We start from the raw sequence: 17592 nt of genomic DNA on the forward strand, positions 1-17592 counted from the left end.
CTATTTCACCAGCTCTTTGGTTGACAGCAGGCCACAGGCCGCATAAATATCTTCGCCACGCGAGGCACGTACGGTGGTTAAAATTCCCTTATTGTTCAGCGCATCTTTAAACTGCTGAATGGTTTTTTCTCCCGGGCTTTTTAAGGGGGTTCCCGGAACAGGGTGAAAGCGAATGAGATTTATCCTGCATTTTAAGCCGCGCAACAGTCGGGCCAGTTCGTTAACATGCGCAGGGCTATCGTTTAACCCTTCAAACAAAATGTACTCGAACGACACGCGGCGCTGGCGGCCAAAATCCCAGCTTTTAATTTCTTCCACCACTTCATCAATCGGATAAGCCACCTGTACCGGCATAATTTTACGGCGCTCTTCGTTAAAGGGCGTGTGCAAACTTACAGCCAGGTGGGCTTCACTTTTTTCCAGAAAGGTTAGCATACCGGGAATTATGCCAATGGTTGAAACTGTAATTCGGCGCGGACTCATGGCAAATCCCCATTCGGCGCTAAGAATCTCGAGGCTTTTCAGCACCTCATCAAGGTTATCAAAAGGCTCCCCCATGCCCATGTACACAATGTTGGTAACCTCGTTTACCTCATCAATACTTTTCAGCTGGTTCAGAATTTCTCCGGCCGAAAGCTGCCCCTGAAAACCCTGCTTGGCCGTAAAACAAAACAGGCAACCCATTTTGCAACCCACCTGCGAACTTACACAAACGGTTTTTCGCTCGCGCTCCGGAATCATGGCGGTTTCAATAAATTTATTTTGTATGGTTGGAAACAGGTACTTTCGTGTTCCATCAACGCTCACCTGTACTTTTGTGTAGGCGGTGAGGCCCAGCTCAAAGTGTTCGTTAAGCAAATCGCGCGCTTTTAGCGATAAGTTGGTCATTTCGTTTACGGATGAGATTTGCTTTTTGTACAGCCAGTCGGTAATTTGTTTGGCCGTAAATTTGGGCAAACCCAGCTCCACTACAATCTCCTGTAATTCTGTTAATGTTTTTCCGAATAAATGCTGCTTCATAGTCTCTTTTTCAATGCCCCAAAGATACTTCAATTTATTCAGCCGGTAAAAAGCAGGTTTTAGAATTCATCAGAAGCAATGTTGGCACTGTCAACTCCAAGGCCCAGCAGCATATTTTTTGCTGCGGCTACCATAGGGGGTGGCCCGCAAAGGTAAAATTCAACGGCCAACAAATCCGAATGTTTTTTTAAGCGCTGGCGGAAAGCCACATCATGAATTAACCCTCGTTCTCCCTGCCACTTGCTTGCTGTTCCGGGATCGGACAAAGCTGCACAGAACGAAAAATTGGAGTGCCTGTTTTCAAGCTCTTCAAAATAGTTGGTGTAAAACAAATCGCTTTCGCTTCGTGCCCCATACCAAAAGCTTACTTTTCGTTTGGTTTTAAGCGTTTCAAACAAATGCGCAATGTGCGATCGAATGGGTGCCATTCCTGCACCGCCACCAATGTACACCATTTCTTTTTCGGTGTTTTTAATCAGGAACGATCCAAACGCTCCGGCCAGTTCCACTTCATCGCCAGCTTGCAAGGCAAACACATACGACGAACCGGCTCCGGCACTAATTTCCTTTGGTTTTGGTGATACGGCCAGCCGCACATTAAATTTTAAATTTTCGGTAGCCGATGGTTTATTGGCCAGGGAATAGTTTCGCGTGGTATAGTGTTCATTTGTACTCCAGCCATCAGAAAGTTGCTGATTCTGCCAGATGTGCAAATGGGGTTCCTGAATGTGGAACTGTGAGAAAGAAGTTTGGTGAGGCGGCACCTTTAATTGCATGTATTGCCCCGGCAAAAAGCTAAAGTTCTTATCAAAAGGTTGCAATTCCAGCTCTTTTATGAAAGGAGTAACATTTTTATTTTGAACTACTTTACAACGCAAAAGCTGCTCTTGATCTAACTTGTCGGCAATTTCTTCATTATCCAGCGCCAGAAAACCGTTTACCTGCTCAACTTTAAAGGTTTTTATACCCTCGCAAACCGGCATTCTTCCCGGCGACCCGTCGCTGAGGTTAAAGCGTCCGTTGTGTTTTGCACATTCAATTTGCTCACCAATTACCATCCCCTCGGCAAGGTGGGCATTGCCATGCGAGCAAATACCTTCGGTAGCATAAAAGTTATCGAAATTGGTGCGGTACAAAGCAAAAGTATGTTGGTTGTAATCAAAGCGCAACGTTTCACCTTTTTGTAACTCCCCGCTTTTGCATACCAAAACTTTGCCATTTTCTAAACGGGCTTTAATTGTCTTTTCAGCCACTTTAGCTGTGCTTTCCAGTGTTCCTGCCCCTTCCGGCAGTATGCGCTCAACATAATAACCGGTGTCTTTCATTTGCTTGCGAACAGCCGGAATAATTTCTTTAAAAGCATCATAAATGCTTTTATACGGCGGTGGGCAATCGTCTTTTATTGTTTTATGCAACTCGGGTAAAGCATGGTAAGGCACCAGCGGAAACATGTGGTGCTCTACATGATAGTTCATGTTCCAATACAAAAAACGATGGATGCGATTCATGTAAACGGTACGGCAATTTAACCGGTGATCCAACACGTTTTCCTGCAAACCGGCATGTTGGGTTAATCCGTAAACCGGCATCAGCCAGGTCCCAAAAAACGTTGGCAAGCCCACGTACATTAGTGGCAAAATACTTTGTGTTATCAAGCTCAGAAGTATTACAACAGCAAAAATAAACAGGTAAACACGTGAAACGCGAATTACCGCCTTGTGCTCCGACTCGGGCACATAGCTGGCCACTTCCGGATCAATACGCCCCGAGGCATGAAACAACATGCGCTTAAATTCGGGGATTGCCGCACCTACTCCCAAAAAGGTTTTAATAAACTGAATGGTTTTGGGTGGACGTTTTACTGCAATCTCCGGATCTCGACCACGAATAATGGTATCGCTGTGATGACGTGCATGGCTCCAACGCCATACATTCGATTGCCGGAATACCATAAACGACGAAATTTCGTACAAAACCGTATTCATCCAATCGCTTTTAAAAGCAGTGCCGTGGCTGGATTCGTGCCACCTTGAATCGGAGGTTGAAGCATATAAAACACTGTAAACAACATAGGGAAAAATGACCAACCAACTGCCCCACCACAAGTACACCAGAATACCCGAGCCGATGATGAGTGCAAACCACAGAAAAGTATCGCGAAGCGCCGGTCCGTTTTTACGCACCAACAATTCTTTCATTTTTGCCTTAGGTACCGGTGATTGATACCATTTGGCGTCAGCCAATCCGTTTTTTATGGCAATGGGGGTTTCTTTTCCTACCAAACTGTAGTCTCTTAAGCTCTCGTTCTTGTTCATTTGTTTACGTTTAACTACAAGAAAAACAAGAAGCTGAAGCTTAAGTTGAACACAAAAGCGGCATAATTTTCTACAAAAACGACTTTTTAAAATCGGGCGCTTTGCGGTGTTTTGTCAGTTGTTCGAAGGCGTAAGCAATTTCGAGCAAAACCGGTTCGCTCCAGGCCCTTCCAAAAAACGAGATGCCAATGGGTAAACCTTCAACAAAACCCATAGGAACGGTAATATTCGGGTAACCAGAAATGGCTGCCGGCGACGAGCTTCCACCGGTAAAACTGTCTCCGTTTACCCAGTCGATCACCCAGCTTGGGCCGTTGGTAGGCGCAATCAGGGCATCCAGTCGGTGTTCATCCATCAGGGCATCAATGCCTTCACTTCCGGCAAAACGTTTCGACTCTTCCAGGGCTTTTTGGTAGTCCGCACTACTTAAATCGCCTTTGGCCTGTGCCGCTTCAAAAATCTCTTGTCCAAACCACGGCATTTCCTTGTCGGCATTGGCTTTATTAAACTCAATCAGTTCTTCGAGCGATTTTTTTGGTGCAGAAGTATGCTGTTGCAAGTAATTGTTTAAATCGGCCTTAAATTCGTATAGCAACACTTCGTACGACGGTTGCCCCCAGCTACGGTTATGTTGAAATTCGATATCTTCTACCAATTCAATTCCATTTTTTGCATGGTTTGCACTGCTGCGATAAACAAACTTTTTACTGACGGGTGCGAAGGAATTAATTGCGAAGCAATGCCTATGCGTTTGCCGTTTAAGCCATCGGCCACAAGAAAGGGAGTGTAATCCTTGTAAATCTTTCCTTGTACGAGGTGAGTTTCTGCATCGTTTGAATCGAATTCGGCCAAAGCGCCCAATAAAAGCGCGGCATCAGAAACATTGCGAGCCATTGGCCCGGCAGTATCCTGGCTGTGCGCAATGGGTATAATTCCTTGTCGGCTCCACATGCCCAATGTTGGTTTTATGCCTACAACTCCGTTAATTCCTGAAGGACAAACAATGGAGCCATTGGTTTCGGTGCCAATGCCAATGGTGCAGAGGTTGGCAGCAACGGCTGCTCCGGTTCCCGAGCTTGATCCACAGGGGCTTCTATCGAGGCAATACGGGTTGCGTACCTGACCGCCTCGTCCGCTCCACCCGCTCGACGAATTGGTTGAGCGGAAATTGGCCCATTCGCTCAGATTGGTTTTTCCGAGTAAAACAGCTCCGGCATCGCGTAGTTTTTTAATAATAAATGCATCCTTTTCTGCCACATTTCCTTCCAGTGCCAGCGACCCGGCCGTGGTTTGCATTTTATCGCCGGTGTCGATATTATCTTTAATCATTACAGGAATGCCGTGCAAAGGACCACGTATTTTTCCACTTTTCCGTTCCTCATCCAGCTTTTTTGCAATATCCAGAGCATCCGGATTCAATTCAATTACAGCTTTTAAATGGGAGTCAACCAGCTTAATGCGGTCGAGGTATTTTTTACAAATCGTTTCAGCCGAGAGTTCTCCGGCTTCCATTTTTTGCTGCAACTCCAAAACCGATGTTTCATTCAGATCAAAGTCAGTCAGGTTAATTTCCTCTTGTGGAATGTCACTGGTTTGACAGGCTGACAATCCGCTAACAGCTATTACCGAGCTGCCGAGTGCAGTTGTTTTAAAAAAAGAACGACGTTTCATTTTATGGAATTTTGATAATATTTGCGCATTTCTATCGCCATTTCCGGCGGCATTTACATCCACTTACAAGCAGCCGAAATACTTTCTAATAATTTCGGTTGATCCATTCAATTGCCTTGTTCACATCAATATCCTTCATACATTTAAAATGCTTTTTCGGACATTTTTTATGGCCAAGTTTGGAGCAGGGGCGGCATTTCATATCGCTCACCTGCACAATTTCAGATGCCTCATCGGGCCGGTACGGCACCATCCCAAATTCGGGTATGGTATTTCCCCAAAACGAAAGAATTTTCTTTTTAAATGCCGCGGCAATATGCATTAAGCCGGTATCGTTGGTTAACACCAGTTTGGCATCGCGAACAAGTGAGGCCGATTGATTAAGGGATATTTTTCCGGCATAATTCAACACATTACCTTTGGAAAGCGATAACACTTCTTCGCCCTCGTCGTATTCGTTTTTACCCCCCAAAAGAATTACCGGATAAGAGATATTCTGACAAATTTGAGAAACCTGCGACGGTGGGAGCTTTTTGGTAGAATAAGTTCCGGCAATTACAAATGCCACGTAACCCTGCTGAAAGGTTGCAGGTAAATCATCGGTTTTAAAAACAGTTTTTTCATCCAAAAAGTAATCCAGACCCTGGCGGTCATCCTCAACATCAAACACCGAAACGGTTTCAAGGTAACGATCAACAATATGCAGCCTGGGTAAACGGTTTACCTTAAACTGTACCATTAGAAATTTTTCCCAGTTGAGTTTATTTACGGCAAAAGTTTGTGTTTTTAAACGACGTTTGATTTTATTGCTTCGGAAGTTGTTATGCAAGTCAATAATATAATCGAAATTTTCTTTCGCCAATTCCTGGATTAAAACCCCAATATTTTCTTCCAGAAAATGAACTTTATCGATATACGGATTGGCCTTAACCAAACAGGCATATTTGCTTTTTGTGGCAAAATGCACCTCGGCGTTTTCAACCTGTTGTTTTAAACCTCTAACAACCGGCGTGGTAAGCACAATATCGCCGATGGAACTAAACCGTATTACCAGAAATTTGACTTTCATTTTTCAGCAATGCCGAAGATATTCATTTTTTGGTGAACTACCGCTTAAAAACAAAAATCCCCGCAGAATCATCAACGGGGACATTGTTTTATATTCTTGTTATTATGCCGATTCAACCAGCACAATAATTTTATTTGCTTTATTTTCAACTACTCCGCCGTCAACTTCAAATTGTTGTTCTTTCCCGTTTTTCTCCTGTATTTTTAAAACACCTTTTTCCAGGGTTGAAATAATGGGTGCGTGGTTCTTCAGAATTTCAAAACCACCTTTAGAGCCGGGCAGCTGAATAAGTGTTACCTCTCCCTCAAATATTTTTTTGTCCGGTGTAATAATCTCCAGGTGCATAACTTTACTTTCTGAATTAGTTATCGGCTAACATTTTTTCGCCTTTCTCAATGGCCTCCTCAATGGTTCCAACAAGGTTAAATGCGGCCTCGGGATATCGATCCACATCGCCATTCATAATCATGCGGAAGCCTTTAATGGTATCTTCGATGGAAACCAGTTTACCTTCAAGACCGGTAAATGCCGATGCAACAAAGAACGGCTGCGAAAGGAAACGCTGCACACGACGTGCACGGTGCACAACCAGTTTATCCTCTTCCGAAAGTTCATCCATACCAAGAATGGCAATAATATCCTGTAACTCGGTGTAACGCTGCAGGAGCATAATCACGTCCTGCGCGCAACTGTAGTGTTCTTCGCCCACAATATCGGGAGTCAGAATCCGCGATGTTGAGTCTAATGGATCAACAGCAGGATAAATACCCAACTCTGCAATTTTCCGGCTTAATACGGTGGTAGCGTCGAGGTGGGCAAAAGTAGTTGCCGGAGCCGGGTCGGTTAAGTCGTCGGCCGGTACATAAACTGCCTGCACCGAGGTAATTGAACCGTTTTTGGTTGAGGTAATACGTTCCTGCATAATACCCATTTCAGTTGCCAGTGTTGGCTGGTAACCTACTGCCGATGGCATACGTCCGAGCAGTGCAGAAACCTCGGAACCGGCTTGTGTAAACCGGAAAATGTTGTCTACAAAAAACAGGATATCGCGTCCTCCTCCAGCGGTTCCATCGCCATCGCGCAAGCTTTCAGCAATAGTAAGCCCCGATAAGGCAACACGGGCGCGGGCACCCGGTGGCTCATTCATCTGCCCGAAAACCATGGCCAGTTTCGATTTTTTCAATTTCTCCTGATCAACTTTCGAAAGGTCCCAACTGCCTTCCTCCATCGATTTTTTAAATTCTTCGCCATAATCAACAATGTTGGCTTCAATCATCTCGCGCAACAGGTCGTTTCCTTCGCGGGTTCGTTCACCAACACCGGCGAAAACCGACAGCCCCGAGTGTGCCAGAGCAATATTGTTAATCAATTCCTGAATTAAAACCGTTTTACCTACACCGGCACCACCAAACAAACCAATTTTACCCCCTTTGGCATAGGGTTCAATCAGGTCGATAACTTTAATTCCGGTATACAACACTTCTGTTTCAGTAGTAAGTTCCTCGTATTTTGGAGGTTCGTTGTGTATATTTAATCCTTCTTTTGGTAATTGTTCGAGGCCATCCACCGAGTCGCCTACCACATTAAGCAAACGCCCAAGAGCCACCTCTCCTTTTGGCATGGTTATAGGGCTTCCCAACGATTTTACTGCCGAGCCCCGTTGAAGTCCATCGGTAGAGTCCATGGCTACACAACGTACGGTATTTTCTCCGATGTGCTGCTGGCACTCGATAATTAAACTGTCTTTGCCTTCGCGAACAATTTCCAGTGCATCATAAATTGCGGGAAGTTCAGTTCCTTCACTATCAAAACTAACATCAACTACAGGTCCGATTACCTGTAATATTTTACCTATGTTTTGAGCCATATTGGATTCAGATTTAAGTCTGGTTGATACCGACTGTTGTTTAAAATTTATACACTCAACAAATTTAGCATTGTTTTGTTTTTATACAAGTTTGCTGTGGGCTTTTCGAAAGATATTTAATTTCCTGAAAACCTATTACTGCCTGCGTTTAAGCATTTGAGCAGCAAGATCCCGAAGTGGTTGTTTTACAACATCCTGCAATTCCATTTCAGCTAAAATCCGAATCGCGGTATTAAAAAAGTCATTCACTTTATCTTCGGTTATTTTCCGGATTCCTGTTTGCCGGTACAAGGCAGTTACTGCTTCAATTTTTTCTTTGGGATTGAAGGTATCTTTTTCAATCCAGCCCAATAACTCCGGGCGTTGTGCATCATTGGCTTTATCGAGGGCATTAATCAGCAAAAAGGTTTTTTTATTGGCTAAGATATCGCCTCCAATCTGCTTTCCAAATACTGCCTGGTTGCCAAAAGTATCCAACAGGTCGTCTTGCAATTGAAATGCCAGGCCCAGGTTAATTCCAAAACTGTACAGCTGCCTGGCAATTTTTTCTGAAGCACCGCCCAGCAAAGCTCCAACTTTTAAGCTACAGGCCAACAGTACAGCTGTTTTTAAGCGAATCATTTCCAGGTATTCCTGTTCGCTAACATCTAGCCGTTGCTCAAAATCCATGTCGTATTGCTGCCCCTCACACACTTCGATAGCTGTTTGGCTAAACACCTCCAAAACTTCAGGCAGAGTATCCGATTTATTTTCGAGAAAATAGCGATACGACTGAAATGCCATTGCATCGCCAGACAGGATGGCTGCATTTTCGCTGAATTTTTTATGAACGGTAGGCCTGTTTCTGCGCACATCAGCCTTGTCCATAATATCGTCGTGCAAAAGTGTAAAATTATGAAAAACCTCAATTCCAACGGCAGCAGGAATTGCTTTTTGAATATCATCGGAAAACATATTACAGGCCAGCAAAACCAGTACAGGCCTTAGTCGTTTTCCTCCCATGTCAAGCGAATAGCTAATGGGGTCATATAATTCTACCGGCTGCTGTTTTAACAGTTCTGTTGATCGCGTCTTTATTTCGTCGCTAATTATTTTTTGAAGTTCTTCTATTGTGTACATTAATTTCCCAGGTTTAATTCTTCATCAGGAACAATTTCCAGGTCTTCCAGTTCAATATCTTCTTCTTCGTCGTAAATATGCAACAGTGGTTCTTTAAAGGCCTCGGTGGTGGTAATCCGTTCAAGTCCCGACAACAAAGACGGCAGCAACACCAAATTAGAGGTAACTGCCACTAAAAGTGTTAACGAAACCAGAATTCCCATGGCCTGTGTGCCCCCAAAATTTGAAATGGTAAAAATGCCAAAGCCAAAAAACAAGACCACTGATGTGTACAACATACTCACCCCGGTTTCTTTTAATGCCAACACTACCGACTTACGAATATCCCAGTTGGTCATGTTTAACTCTTGCCTGTATTTGGCCAGAAAATGAATGGTATTATCAACCGAAATTCCAAAGGCAATACTAAAAACCAAAATAGTTGATGCCTTTATAGGTATGCTGGTAAAGCCCATAATCGCAGCCGTAAAAATCAGCGGAATAATATTAGGCGTTAGCGATAAAATAACCATTCTCCACGAAGAAAACATGATGGCCATAAACGACGAAATTAGCAAAATAGCCAAACCCAGACTGGAAAACAGGTTCTTCAGCAAATACTGGTTGCCCTTAAACGAAACAATACTCGAGCCGGTTACCGTTACATCATAGTTATCTGAAGTAAAAATCGAATCAATATCATTATTAAACTGGGTATAAAGTTCCTCCATTCGCTTCGTGCCCACATCTTTCACCCGTATGCTAATTCGGGTATTTTGTCGGGTGCTGTCCATAAACGAATGCAGTAGGTTGGCATTCGCTTCGCCGGTTGATGCGTATTGCAGGATAAAATTCTTTTCGCGATTATTGGGCAGGCTGTAATACCGCTCGTGCCCATTGTAAAATGCCTGCTTGGCAAATTTTAACAGATTGAGCAAAGAGGTAGATGCCGATAACTCGGGATATTCGGCCAGGCGATTCTCGAGCTGTTCTATTTTTCGGAAAGTAGTTAGCTGCATCACCCCCTGTGGTTTTTTAGTGTCCACCATAATCTCCAGGGGCATCAGGCCGTTAAAGTTGCTTTCAAAAAATTTTAAATCCACATAAACCGGGTCGGTTTCGGGTATATCGTCAAGCATGTACCCCGAACTGCGCATTAATGATATGCCGTAAATACTTACTGCAATTACACCTATGGCAACAAAGTATACCAATTGCCTGTAATTTTGGGTGATGTGCATTAACTGCCTGATAATGTTGGTCACCATTTTATTATCGAGGTGCCCCACATGGCGCGATGATGGTGCACCAATAAAACTAAAAATAATAGGAATTAGCAATAACGAAAGCAGAAACAAACCCAGAATATTTAGCGAGGCAATTATTCCAAACTGCCTTAAAATATCGCTTTTTACAATGACAAAAGTGGCAAAACCCGAGGCAGTGGTCAAATTGGTTAAAAAAGTTGCGTTACCAATTTTTATAATTACCCGTTGCAAAGCTTTTATTTTGTTCCCGTGGCTCACATACTCATGATGAAATTTGTTGAGCATGTAAATACTGTTGGGAATACCAATAACAATGAGCAAGGGCGGAATCATTCCTGACAGGAGGGTAATTTTATAACCAAACAACGACAACATTCCCATGGCCCAGATAACACCTACAATAACAATTAAAACAGGAACGAATACCGCTTTAAACGAACGGAAAAACAAAAACAGCACAATTATACAAATTACCAGTGCCAATACACTGAACATGTACAATTCGCGTTTAATTTTTACCGAATTTACTACCCGGATATAAGGCACCCCGGAATAATGAAGCTTTACATTTTCAGCTTCCTCAAATTGTTGGCAAACATTCTGAATACCGGCCACCAGTGCCTCACGCTCTTTGCTGGCCATTTTATCTTTATTTACGGTTATGGCCAGTAAATAGGTATCGGTTTTATCGTTGTAAACCAGTTCGCGATAAAAAGGCAGTCGTTTGAATTGTACAACATATTCATCCAACTCTTGCTGGGTAGCAATCGTATCAGGAAACAACATCTCAACTTCAAATTGCTTTTCCTGCTTGTTTTTTCGCAGGTTATAGGTGTTGGATACCGATAGCAGGTTCTCAACTCCGTCAACCTGTTTTAAATCTGCACACAAGCCTTTCCAGGCCTGAAAATGATCGAGTTGAAAAAAGTTAGAATCCTGAACTCCAACAATAATCAGATTACCTTCCTGTCCAAAAACCTCAACAAAGTGCTGGTAGTCTTTATAAGCCTGGTCTTTTTTAGGCAATAAAGAAGCATACTCGTATGACATTTCAACCTTCCGGGCATGATAACCCAGGAACACGGTAATGACCGCAAGAACTGAAAGAAGGAGGATTCTATTTTTTAGGATTAGTCTGGATAGTTTAATCCACATGTTTACATTTCTAAATAACTCGACGAAAGTACTACAAATTCCCGAGTTTAAAAAAATGGAACGGCCATTCGTTAAGCGAATTTAAAGGACTTTCACAATTCCAATCCGGGTACTCACCAAAATGTACAGCCTTTAAATCCAAAAACAAAGAGCAACTACGCTTATTGACTGATTTGTTGAAACGAAAAACTTTTTACCCACGTAAAACAGGCTGAAAAACAAGAGTAAACAACAAGCTAATTATGAATTGCAAGAGTATTATTGCTGTTACTACGCACCTTCTTATTGCTTTATACCTAAGCGCACAAATACCAGATCCGCAATGGAATAAGCAATCAGGAGCAGGCGGTTGCGATTTTTATACCGATGTTATTGAAGATGCCAACGGTGGTTACACGGTATGCGGGGCTTTGCATATTGCCGGGCAATCGCTCGATTTTCAGCTTATCCGTTTTGCAGAAAACGGCGATGTACTTTGGACGAAAACCATTGGAACAGAAAATAAGGAAATTCCGAAAAGACTTACTCAACTTTCCGACAAAAGCTATGTATTAATTGGCACTTCGCACGAAGAGAATACGCCTGTTTGCCTGTTGATTCGATTAGACGAAAAGGGCGAAGAGCTTTGGAGAAAGAAACTCGGCAACAACTACCTGGCCGTTGAAGATATAATTTCGTTACAAGAGAGAAGCTTTGCCATCGTGGGGTCTAAAAGTCAGGATTCGGCACATCCGCATATTTGGATGGCCACCCTGAATGAGCAAGGCGAAATAACTTTGGAGAGTTCATTTATGACCGATATGTCGGGATGTGCCCGCTCGATAAAAAAACTGCCTGATGGCGATTTTGTAATGGCAGCCCAGGTAAGCCAACCCGGAAAAAACAACTGCGATATTCTTGCCATTCGCATCAGTTGCCAGGGAAAAGCCAAATGGTATTCGTGGATAAAAACACCCGACCAAAAAGTATGGCCCGAATGTATTTGTTGCGCCCCCGACAGCTGTTTTATGATTGTTGGCTGGAATGGGAAATGCCTGGGAGACATTCATGCTGCCGACCCCATATTTGATTTCGACCTGGTATTAAATAAAATTAGCTGCTCGGGTGAAATTTTATGGACCAAAAGCATCGACCGCGAAGGATCGGAAGGCGGAAATGCACTAACCATTCGACCCGACGGAACCTTTATTGTGGCCGGAATAAAAGCCACTTCTTTTTTGGGGAAAATTGGCCCCTGGCTGTTAAATATCGACACCAACGGCAACGAAATTAGCGAAAGCCTGCTACGGCTGCGTTTTAATAACGACCATGCTTCGCGAATAATCAACACCGCTGATGGCGGATTTGTGGTAGTTGGTCCGGGAATACAAGAAGAAACCAACAGCCGTAGTGATGGATGGATATTAAAATTTGGAGGCCTTTAAACGCGAGAGAACCCAATTGGCATTTTCCCGAACGCCCGGCAACGAGTCGGTTTGTAACGAATTTATTTCATCAATTACCAAATCTTTTTCAAAATGCAATAAGCCTACAGCAGCTTCGGTGCGAACCAACCAGCTGTTGTGTTTTAATGCCTGGCATAAAAAAGGAATGTAGGCAATATTTTTTCGTTCCCCAAAAACGTAAACAATTCGCCACTTTACTTCCTCATTCGTTTCGGTGGCGTAAAATGCGGCCATCAATTGTCTATCATCAGGTTTTGCAGCATTTATCAAACTATCCATGGCCAAATTTGCCGTCATCCAATCGGTTCCCACCAGTGCCTTTACATACCAATTTGTTGCCTCATTCTGCCGCAGCTGTACCAGTTTTTGCAAAGCATTTCGTCTGATATGGCCATCCTGAGTATGGTAAAGTTCAAAAAATGCACGGTAGGCCAAAGCTGTATCTGCTGTCATCAACAAATTAGCCATATTCGATTTATAAAACTGATTTTCCGTTTCAACAAACCTCGCCCACAACTTTTGTTTTACTTCTGATAGGTCGAAACCAACCAATCCGGCCGTAACACGATTTCGGTTTTCTTCAGGTTCTTCTTCGTCAAACAAAATCTGAAGTGCCGGCTCAACCCACAAGGCCGAATGAATATTATTTAATGTAACCATTGAAATTCGTCGGTTCCACGGTTTTAAATCTTTGTTTAAGGCATTCTCGATTAATGCCGGAACAGCCGGCTCTCCGATACGAACCAGTGCTTCGGAGTAGGAGCTCCAGTCTTTATGTACGGTACGCATTTTTTCAACCAGCGAATCAATTTCCGCCTCTCGGTTTTGACAAAAGGCCGGAATTACCAAATACGAAAGAATTATTACCAGTAAATATTTCAACCAGGTTTTCATCTTATTCAGGATTTTCAATAAAATGGGTCGTGAAATAAGCATAGAGATCACCGTTTGCCAACCGGTGCAATTCCTCAATAGATTTTAACCCAAACAAAAATGCAACCGTTACCGGATCAACGCGGTACTCGGTATGCCCTTCGTAAAAACCATAGCGGTTAATGTAAAAAAATACCATTTCGCCGGTATGCAAATACTTTAGCTTTTGTTCAAGCACGTTCAATTCTTCTTGATTAAGATTCGCATAATGCTTTTTCAGAAACTCCTTTTCTTCAGAAGTAGTTTCCCGCCACAACTCAAGATGTCCGGTACCCAGAATCTCGTCGTTAAATACCGATTCCTGCCAACCTCTGCTTCCATGCACTTTAAATTCAATTTTTAATCCGTTGTAGATTAAGGCTACAGGCTCTGGTTTTGCTGGGCTTTCATCCGCGTTAAAGAGTTTATCAAAGTCGTGCATAATATTCCAAAAATGAAAAAGAGGGCGGGCCATATCACAATGACTTAGCTGCATATTATTTACCGTCTCATTATCGCCGTAAATTACTGACAGAATAGTTTCGTCGGGAGCAACAAAGCCAACACCCGACGCCCCCAATGGCCGGGCATCAACGGTAATTTTAGCTACCGATAATCCTGTTATAATTTTAGTATTTCTTAATTCCTTTACAGCATGTATTCCATATTTTGCAAAGTGCGGAAAATCATTTTCATCGGCCAGCAATTGGTTCCCCTTACCATAAAGTCCTTTTTTATAGTTAAAAGAAGCACCATTTTCAACCGTGGCATCAAACCAGGTATACCTTTCATCTTTTGTTTTTACCAGCACATATTCTCTATTGTTGGTTGAAATTACCGGCGATGGATAATCGGGCCTTTCCACACTAAGCTGAGGAGCGATTTTCAGATTACCGGCACTTGTATGCGGAAGCACATTTTTGTACTTATTATGATGACTAAATACACAGAACAGAAAGAGCATACCACTCAGAAGAATTGTTTTACACATTGGCGAAGCTTTTTAATCGTTACTTATCAGAAACAGATAAACTGTTTTAATAACTGCCTCCTTTTTTGTTTAGCATAGGCACAAAACGAACAGGTAGAATACGTTTTTCGCTTACTTTTCCTTTCTTTTTCCGCAGTAATACCAATTGCTGAATCCCTCGGTCGCCAACCGGAATAATTAAGCGGCCACCTTCCGCCAGTTGTTCTTTTAATGCTTGCGGAACATGTGTTGGCGAACAGGTTACGATTATTGCATCAAAAGGCGCTTTTTCGGGCCAACCCTTATAACCATCGCCCACCTTATAATAAATATTGGTATAATTTAATTGCGTAAAAACCTGCCCGGCCTTTTTACTGAGTTCCTGAAAAAGCTCGACAGTAAATACCGAATCGCAAAGCTGTGCTAAAATTGCAGCCTGGTAACCAGATCCGGTTCCAATTTCCAGCACCCGGTCAGAACACTGCAATTCTAAAATCTCAGTCATAACAGCCACCACATAGGGTTGCGATATGGTTTGGCCCTCATTAATAGGCAAGGGAGAATCGGCATAGGCCTGCTTCTGGTATTCGGGTAGCACAAAAAGGTGCCGAGGCACCTTGGAAAAAGCAGCCAATACGCGTTTATCCTTTATCCCGCGCTGTTTTAGCTGCTGCTCAACCATTAAATACCGCTCATGATTAAACAAATTATTTTGTGCATAACAATTTGTCACCACAAGCCATCCCAAAAAGAAAATTGCCGCCTTCATTTTTCTGTTACTAACAATATTTTTTAACGCGATTGTCTGCTTCAAGGTTATAATCAGGCCTTACATTCTGCATTATCCTATACAATCAACAAAATCATGTTTTACAGCAGATAGCAGCAAAATATGACTTCGATCATGATTAGAGATATTTTTCTTTAATTATATTTGTCCTACTTATTTGATAGGCTTTATAGTTTTAATAGTTATGAAAAAATATGTAATGAATAAACGACTGATTATAAGCATGCTTGCTTTATTACTAACAAGCAGCTTATGTTTTGCTCAGGTGAGCTACCAGCTCAATACTGAACAAAGTAAATTGTTAATAACCGGAACATCATCCATCCACGATTGGGAAATGGTAGTAGAAAAATTTTCGTGTGTCACTGCGATTTCGGCTCTAAACAACGAGAGTTTCTCCATTGAATCTATCGATTTTTCGTGTTTAGCAACAGACATAAAAAGCGATAAAAAAATAATGGATAACAAAACGCATAAAGCGCTTAATGCCGATGAGCATCCGAAAATCAGCTTCACATCAGACGAAGGCATTTCCATCAATCAAAACTCGAAAAGTACAAGCAAAGGAAAATTAAAGATTGCAGGTGTACAAAAGGAAGTTGAACTTGAATTTCTGGTGCCCTCAATTGAGGACGACCGATTTAAAGTATCGGGTAAAATTCCTATAAAAATGAGCGATTTTGGGATTGAACCACCAACTGCGATGATGGGAACCCTAAAAACCGGAAATGAAGTGACTATCCTCTTCGATGTGGTTTTACAGCAGATGCAAACCAGCAAAATAAATGAATAACACCAAATAAATTACTGAAACATAAACACTTAAAATTTACTACAATGAAAAAGTTAGCATTATTATTAACCGTTTTCCTAATCGGATCAGTTGCTTACGGCCAATTTGAAAAAGCCAAACTTGACCCGACAACTTTTGAAAAAATGAAAGTTAAAGTTGGAGGTGATTTTGCTATTCAGCTACAGGCACTCGACCACGAAGCCGATGTGGAGTTGATTGACCTGAAAAATAACTTCAACTTACCAACTGCCAACCTGAGCGTTACAGCCGATTTGGCTCCGGGTATTCAGCTTTACATTAATAACTACATGTCGTCGCGTCACCACAACGAGGCATGGGTAGAAGGTGGCTATCTGATTATCGATCACATGCCTTTCCTGAAAGGAAGTGAAAAACTAATGAAATACATGACCATTAAAGCAGGTGTTATGACGCCTGACTACGGCGATGCTCACTATTTCCGCAGCAACAATGGTAACGTAATTAACAACCCCTTTGTGGGCAACTGGGTAATGGATGCTTTTACCACTAACCCGGCTATTGAATTTATGTTTCGTAACAACGGAATTATTGCTGTAGCCGGCCTTAGCAACGGACGTGTAAACTACGGACGCGGAAATGACATTGGCGAAGACCTTACTTTTAACTGGAAACTGGCATACGACAAAAACATTAACGACGACCTGCGCGTACGTGCATCATTGTCAGGCTTTCATGCTCCCGACGGGCACAGCGGTGTTTACCTTTGGGATGGCGACCGCGCCGGTGCACGCTATTACAATGTAATGCAAACAGCTGCTGCCGAAGGCGATAATTTCCGTTCGGGAAGATGGAGCCCCGGTAGCGGACAGTCGAAACTGAATTCTTACATGGCCAACGTTTTCTTCCAGTTTAAAGGACTCGAGATTTTTGGTGTGTACGAAACCATGAGTGGTGTAAAAAGAGGTGCCGACCAGGATTTCTCGCAGGCTGCAATTCAGGCTTTATACCGCGTAGGAAGTTTCTATTTTGGCACACGCTACAACCACGTTTCAGATGGTTTGGACTCGGAAGTTAATCGTACCAACATTGGTGGCGGATGGTTTATGACCGACAATGTTGTGGTAAAACTCGACTATGTAAATCAAAAATATGAAGGCCCTGCTCATGGTGAAATTAATGGGGGCAAATTTAACGGAGTGGTACTGGAAGCAGCCATTTCATTCTAACACGGACAGTT

Annotated in this window: 13 protein-coding genes and 1 pseudogene; 3 read left to right on the forward strand and 11 right to left on the reverse strand. The window is 42.7% G+C overall.

Annotation, left to right across the window (positions count from 1 at the left end; all coding sequences use genetic code 11):
* The 8 genes and pseudogenes from rlmN to QZ574_RS00520 all read right to left on the reverse strand — a co-directional run bounded on the left by rlmN (nt 1) and on the right by QZ574_RS00520 (nt 11463).
* The gene (gene rlmN / locus QZ574_RS00480) at nt 1-1020 is read right to left on the reverse strand and encodes a 23S rRNA (adenine(2503)-C(2))-methyltransferase RlmN (protein ID WP_297085596.1); all 1020 of its coding nucleotides are present in this window, start codon (nt 1018-1020) and stop codon (nt 1-3) included.
* A 59-nt stretch (nt 1021-1079) separates the two neighbouring features.
* Nucleotides 1080-3335 (reverse strand): fatty acid desaturase, encoded by a 2256-nt coding sequence (locus QZ574_RS00485; protein WP_297085598.1) that lies wholly within the window; start codon nt 3333-3335, stop codon nt 1080-1082.
* 70 nt (nt 3336-3405) lie between these two features.
* A pseudogene (locus QZ574_RS19390) lies at nt 3406-5006 on the reverse strand (amidase).
* An 85-nt stretch (nt 5007-5091) separates the two neighbouring features.
* Nucleotides 5092-6075 (reverse strand): glycosyltransferase family 9 protein, encoded by a 984-nt coding sequence (locus QZ574_RS00500; protein ID WP_297085603.1) that lies wholly within the window; start codon nt 6073-6075, stop codon nt 5092-5094.
* A gap of 102 nt (nt 6076-6177) precedes the next feature.
* The gene (gene atpC / locus QZ574_RS00505; protein ID WP_297085605.1) at nt 6178-6420 is read right to left on the reverse strand and encodes an ATP synthase F1 subunit epsilon; all 243 of its coding nucleotides are present in this window, start codon (nt 6418-6420) and stop codon (nt 6178-6180) included.
* 16 nt (nt 6421-6436) lie between these two features.
* A complete protein-coding gene (gene atpD / locus QZ574_RS00510) occupies nt 6437-7942 on the reverse strand; it encodes a F0F1 ATP synthase subunit beta (protein ID WP_297085607.1) in 1506 nt (501 codons plus the stop codon).
* A gap of 135 nt (nt 7943-8077) precedes the next feature.
* The gene (locus QZ574_RS00515) at nt 8078-9061 is read right to left on the reverse strand and encodes a polyprenyl synthetase family protein (protein ID WP_297085609.1); all 984 of its coding nucleotides are present in this window, start codon (nt 9059-9061) and stop codon (nt 8078-8080) included.
* Complete coding sequence (locus QZ574_RS00520) at nt 9061-11463, reverse strand: efflux RND transporter permease subunit (RefSeq protein WP_297085613.1); 2403 nt, start codon at nt 11461-11463, stop codon at nt 9061-9063. The genes QZ574_RS00515 and QZ574_RS00520 overlap by 1 nt, the downstream gene beginning before the upstream one ends.
* Nucleotides 11464-11705: 242 nt before the next feature.
* On the opposite strand from QZ574_RS00520, the gene QZ574_RS00525 reads away from it, so the two are divergent.
* Nucleotides 11706-12887, forward strand: a complete 1182-nt coding sequence (locus tag QZ574_RS00525; RefSeq protein ID WP_297085614.1) for a hypothetical protein — start codon at nt 11706-11708, stop codon at nt 12885-12887.
* Here the strand turns inward: QZ574_RS00525 and QZ574_RS00530 are convergent.
* The 3 genes from QZ574_RS00530 to QZ574_RS00540 are packed head-to-tail and all read right to left on the reverse strand — an operon-like array spanning nt 12867 to nt 15559.
* Nucleotides 12867-13802: a HEAT repeat domain-containing protein gene (locus tag QZ574_RS00530; RefSeq protein WP_297085615.1), complete on the reverse strand. Its 936-nt coding sequence runs from the start codon at nt 13800-13802 to the stop codon at nt 12867-12869. The two genes, QZ574_RS00525 and QZ574_RS00530, sit on opposite strands and share 21 nt — an antisense overlap.
* 1 nt (nt 13803) lies before the next feature.
* Nucleotides 13804-14811, reverse strand: coding sequence for a hypothetical protein (locus tag QZ574_RS00535; RefSeq protein ID WP_297085618.1), 1008 nt, complete (start codon nt 14809-14811; stop codon nt 13804-13806).
* Between the two features lie 46 nt (nt 14812-14857).
* Nucleotides 14858-15559 (reverse strand): protein-L-isoaspartate(D-aspartate) O-methyltransferase, encoded by a 702-nt coding sequence (locus tag QZ574_RS00540; protein ID WP_297085621.1) that lies wholly within the window; start codon nt 15557-15559, stop codon nt 14858-14860.
* Between the two features lie 220 nt (nt 15560-15779).
* On the opposite strand from QZ574_RS00540, the gene QZ574_RS00545 reads away from it, so the two are divergent.
* On the forward strand, nt 15780-16373 hold the full coding sequence (locus QZ574_RS00545; RefSeq protein WP_297085623.1) for a YceI family protein: 594 nt from the start codon (nt 15780-15782) through the stop codon (nt 16371-16373).
* Nucleotides 16374-16417: 44 nt separating this feature from the next.
* Nucleotides 16418-17581, forward strand: a complete 1164-nt coding sequence (locus QZ574_RS00550; RefSeq protein WP_297085625.1) for a hypothetical protein — start codon at nt 16418-16420, stop codon at nt 17579-17581.
* Nucleotides 17582-17592 lie beyond the last annotated feature (11 nt).

Origin of the sequence: uncultured Draconibacterium sp. (assembly GCF_913063105.1) — a bacterium.
GTDB lineage: Bacteria > Bacteroidota > Bacteroidia > Bacteroidales > Prolixibacteraceae > Draconibacterium.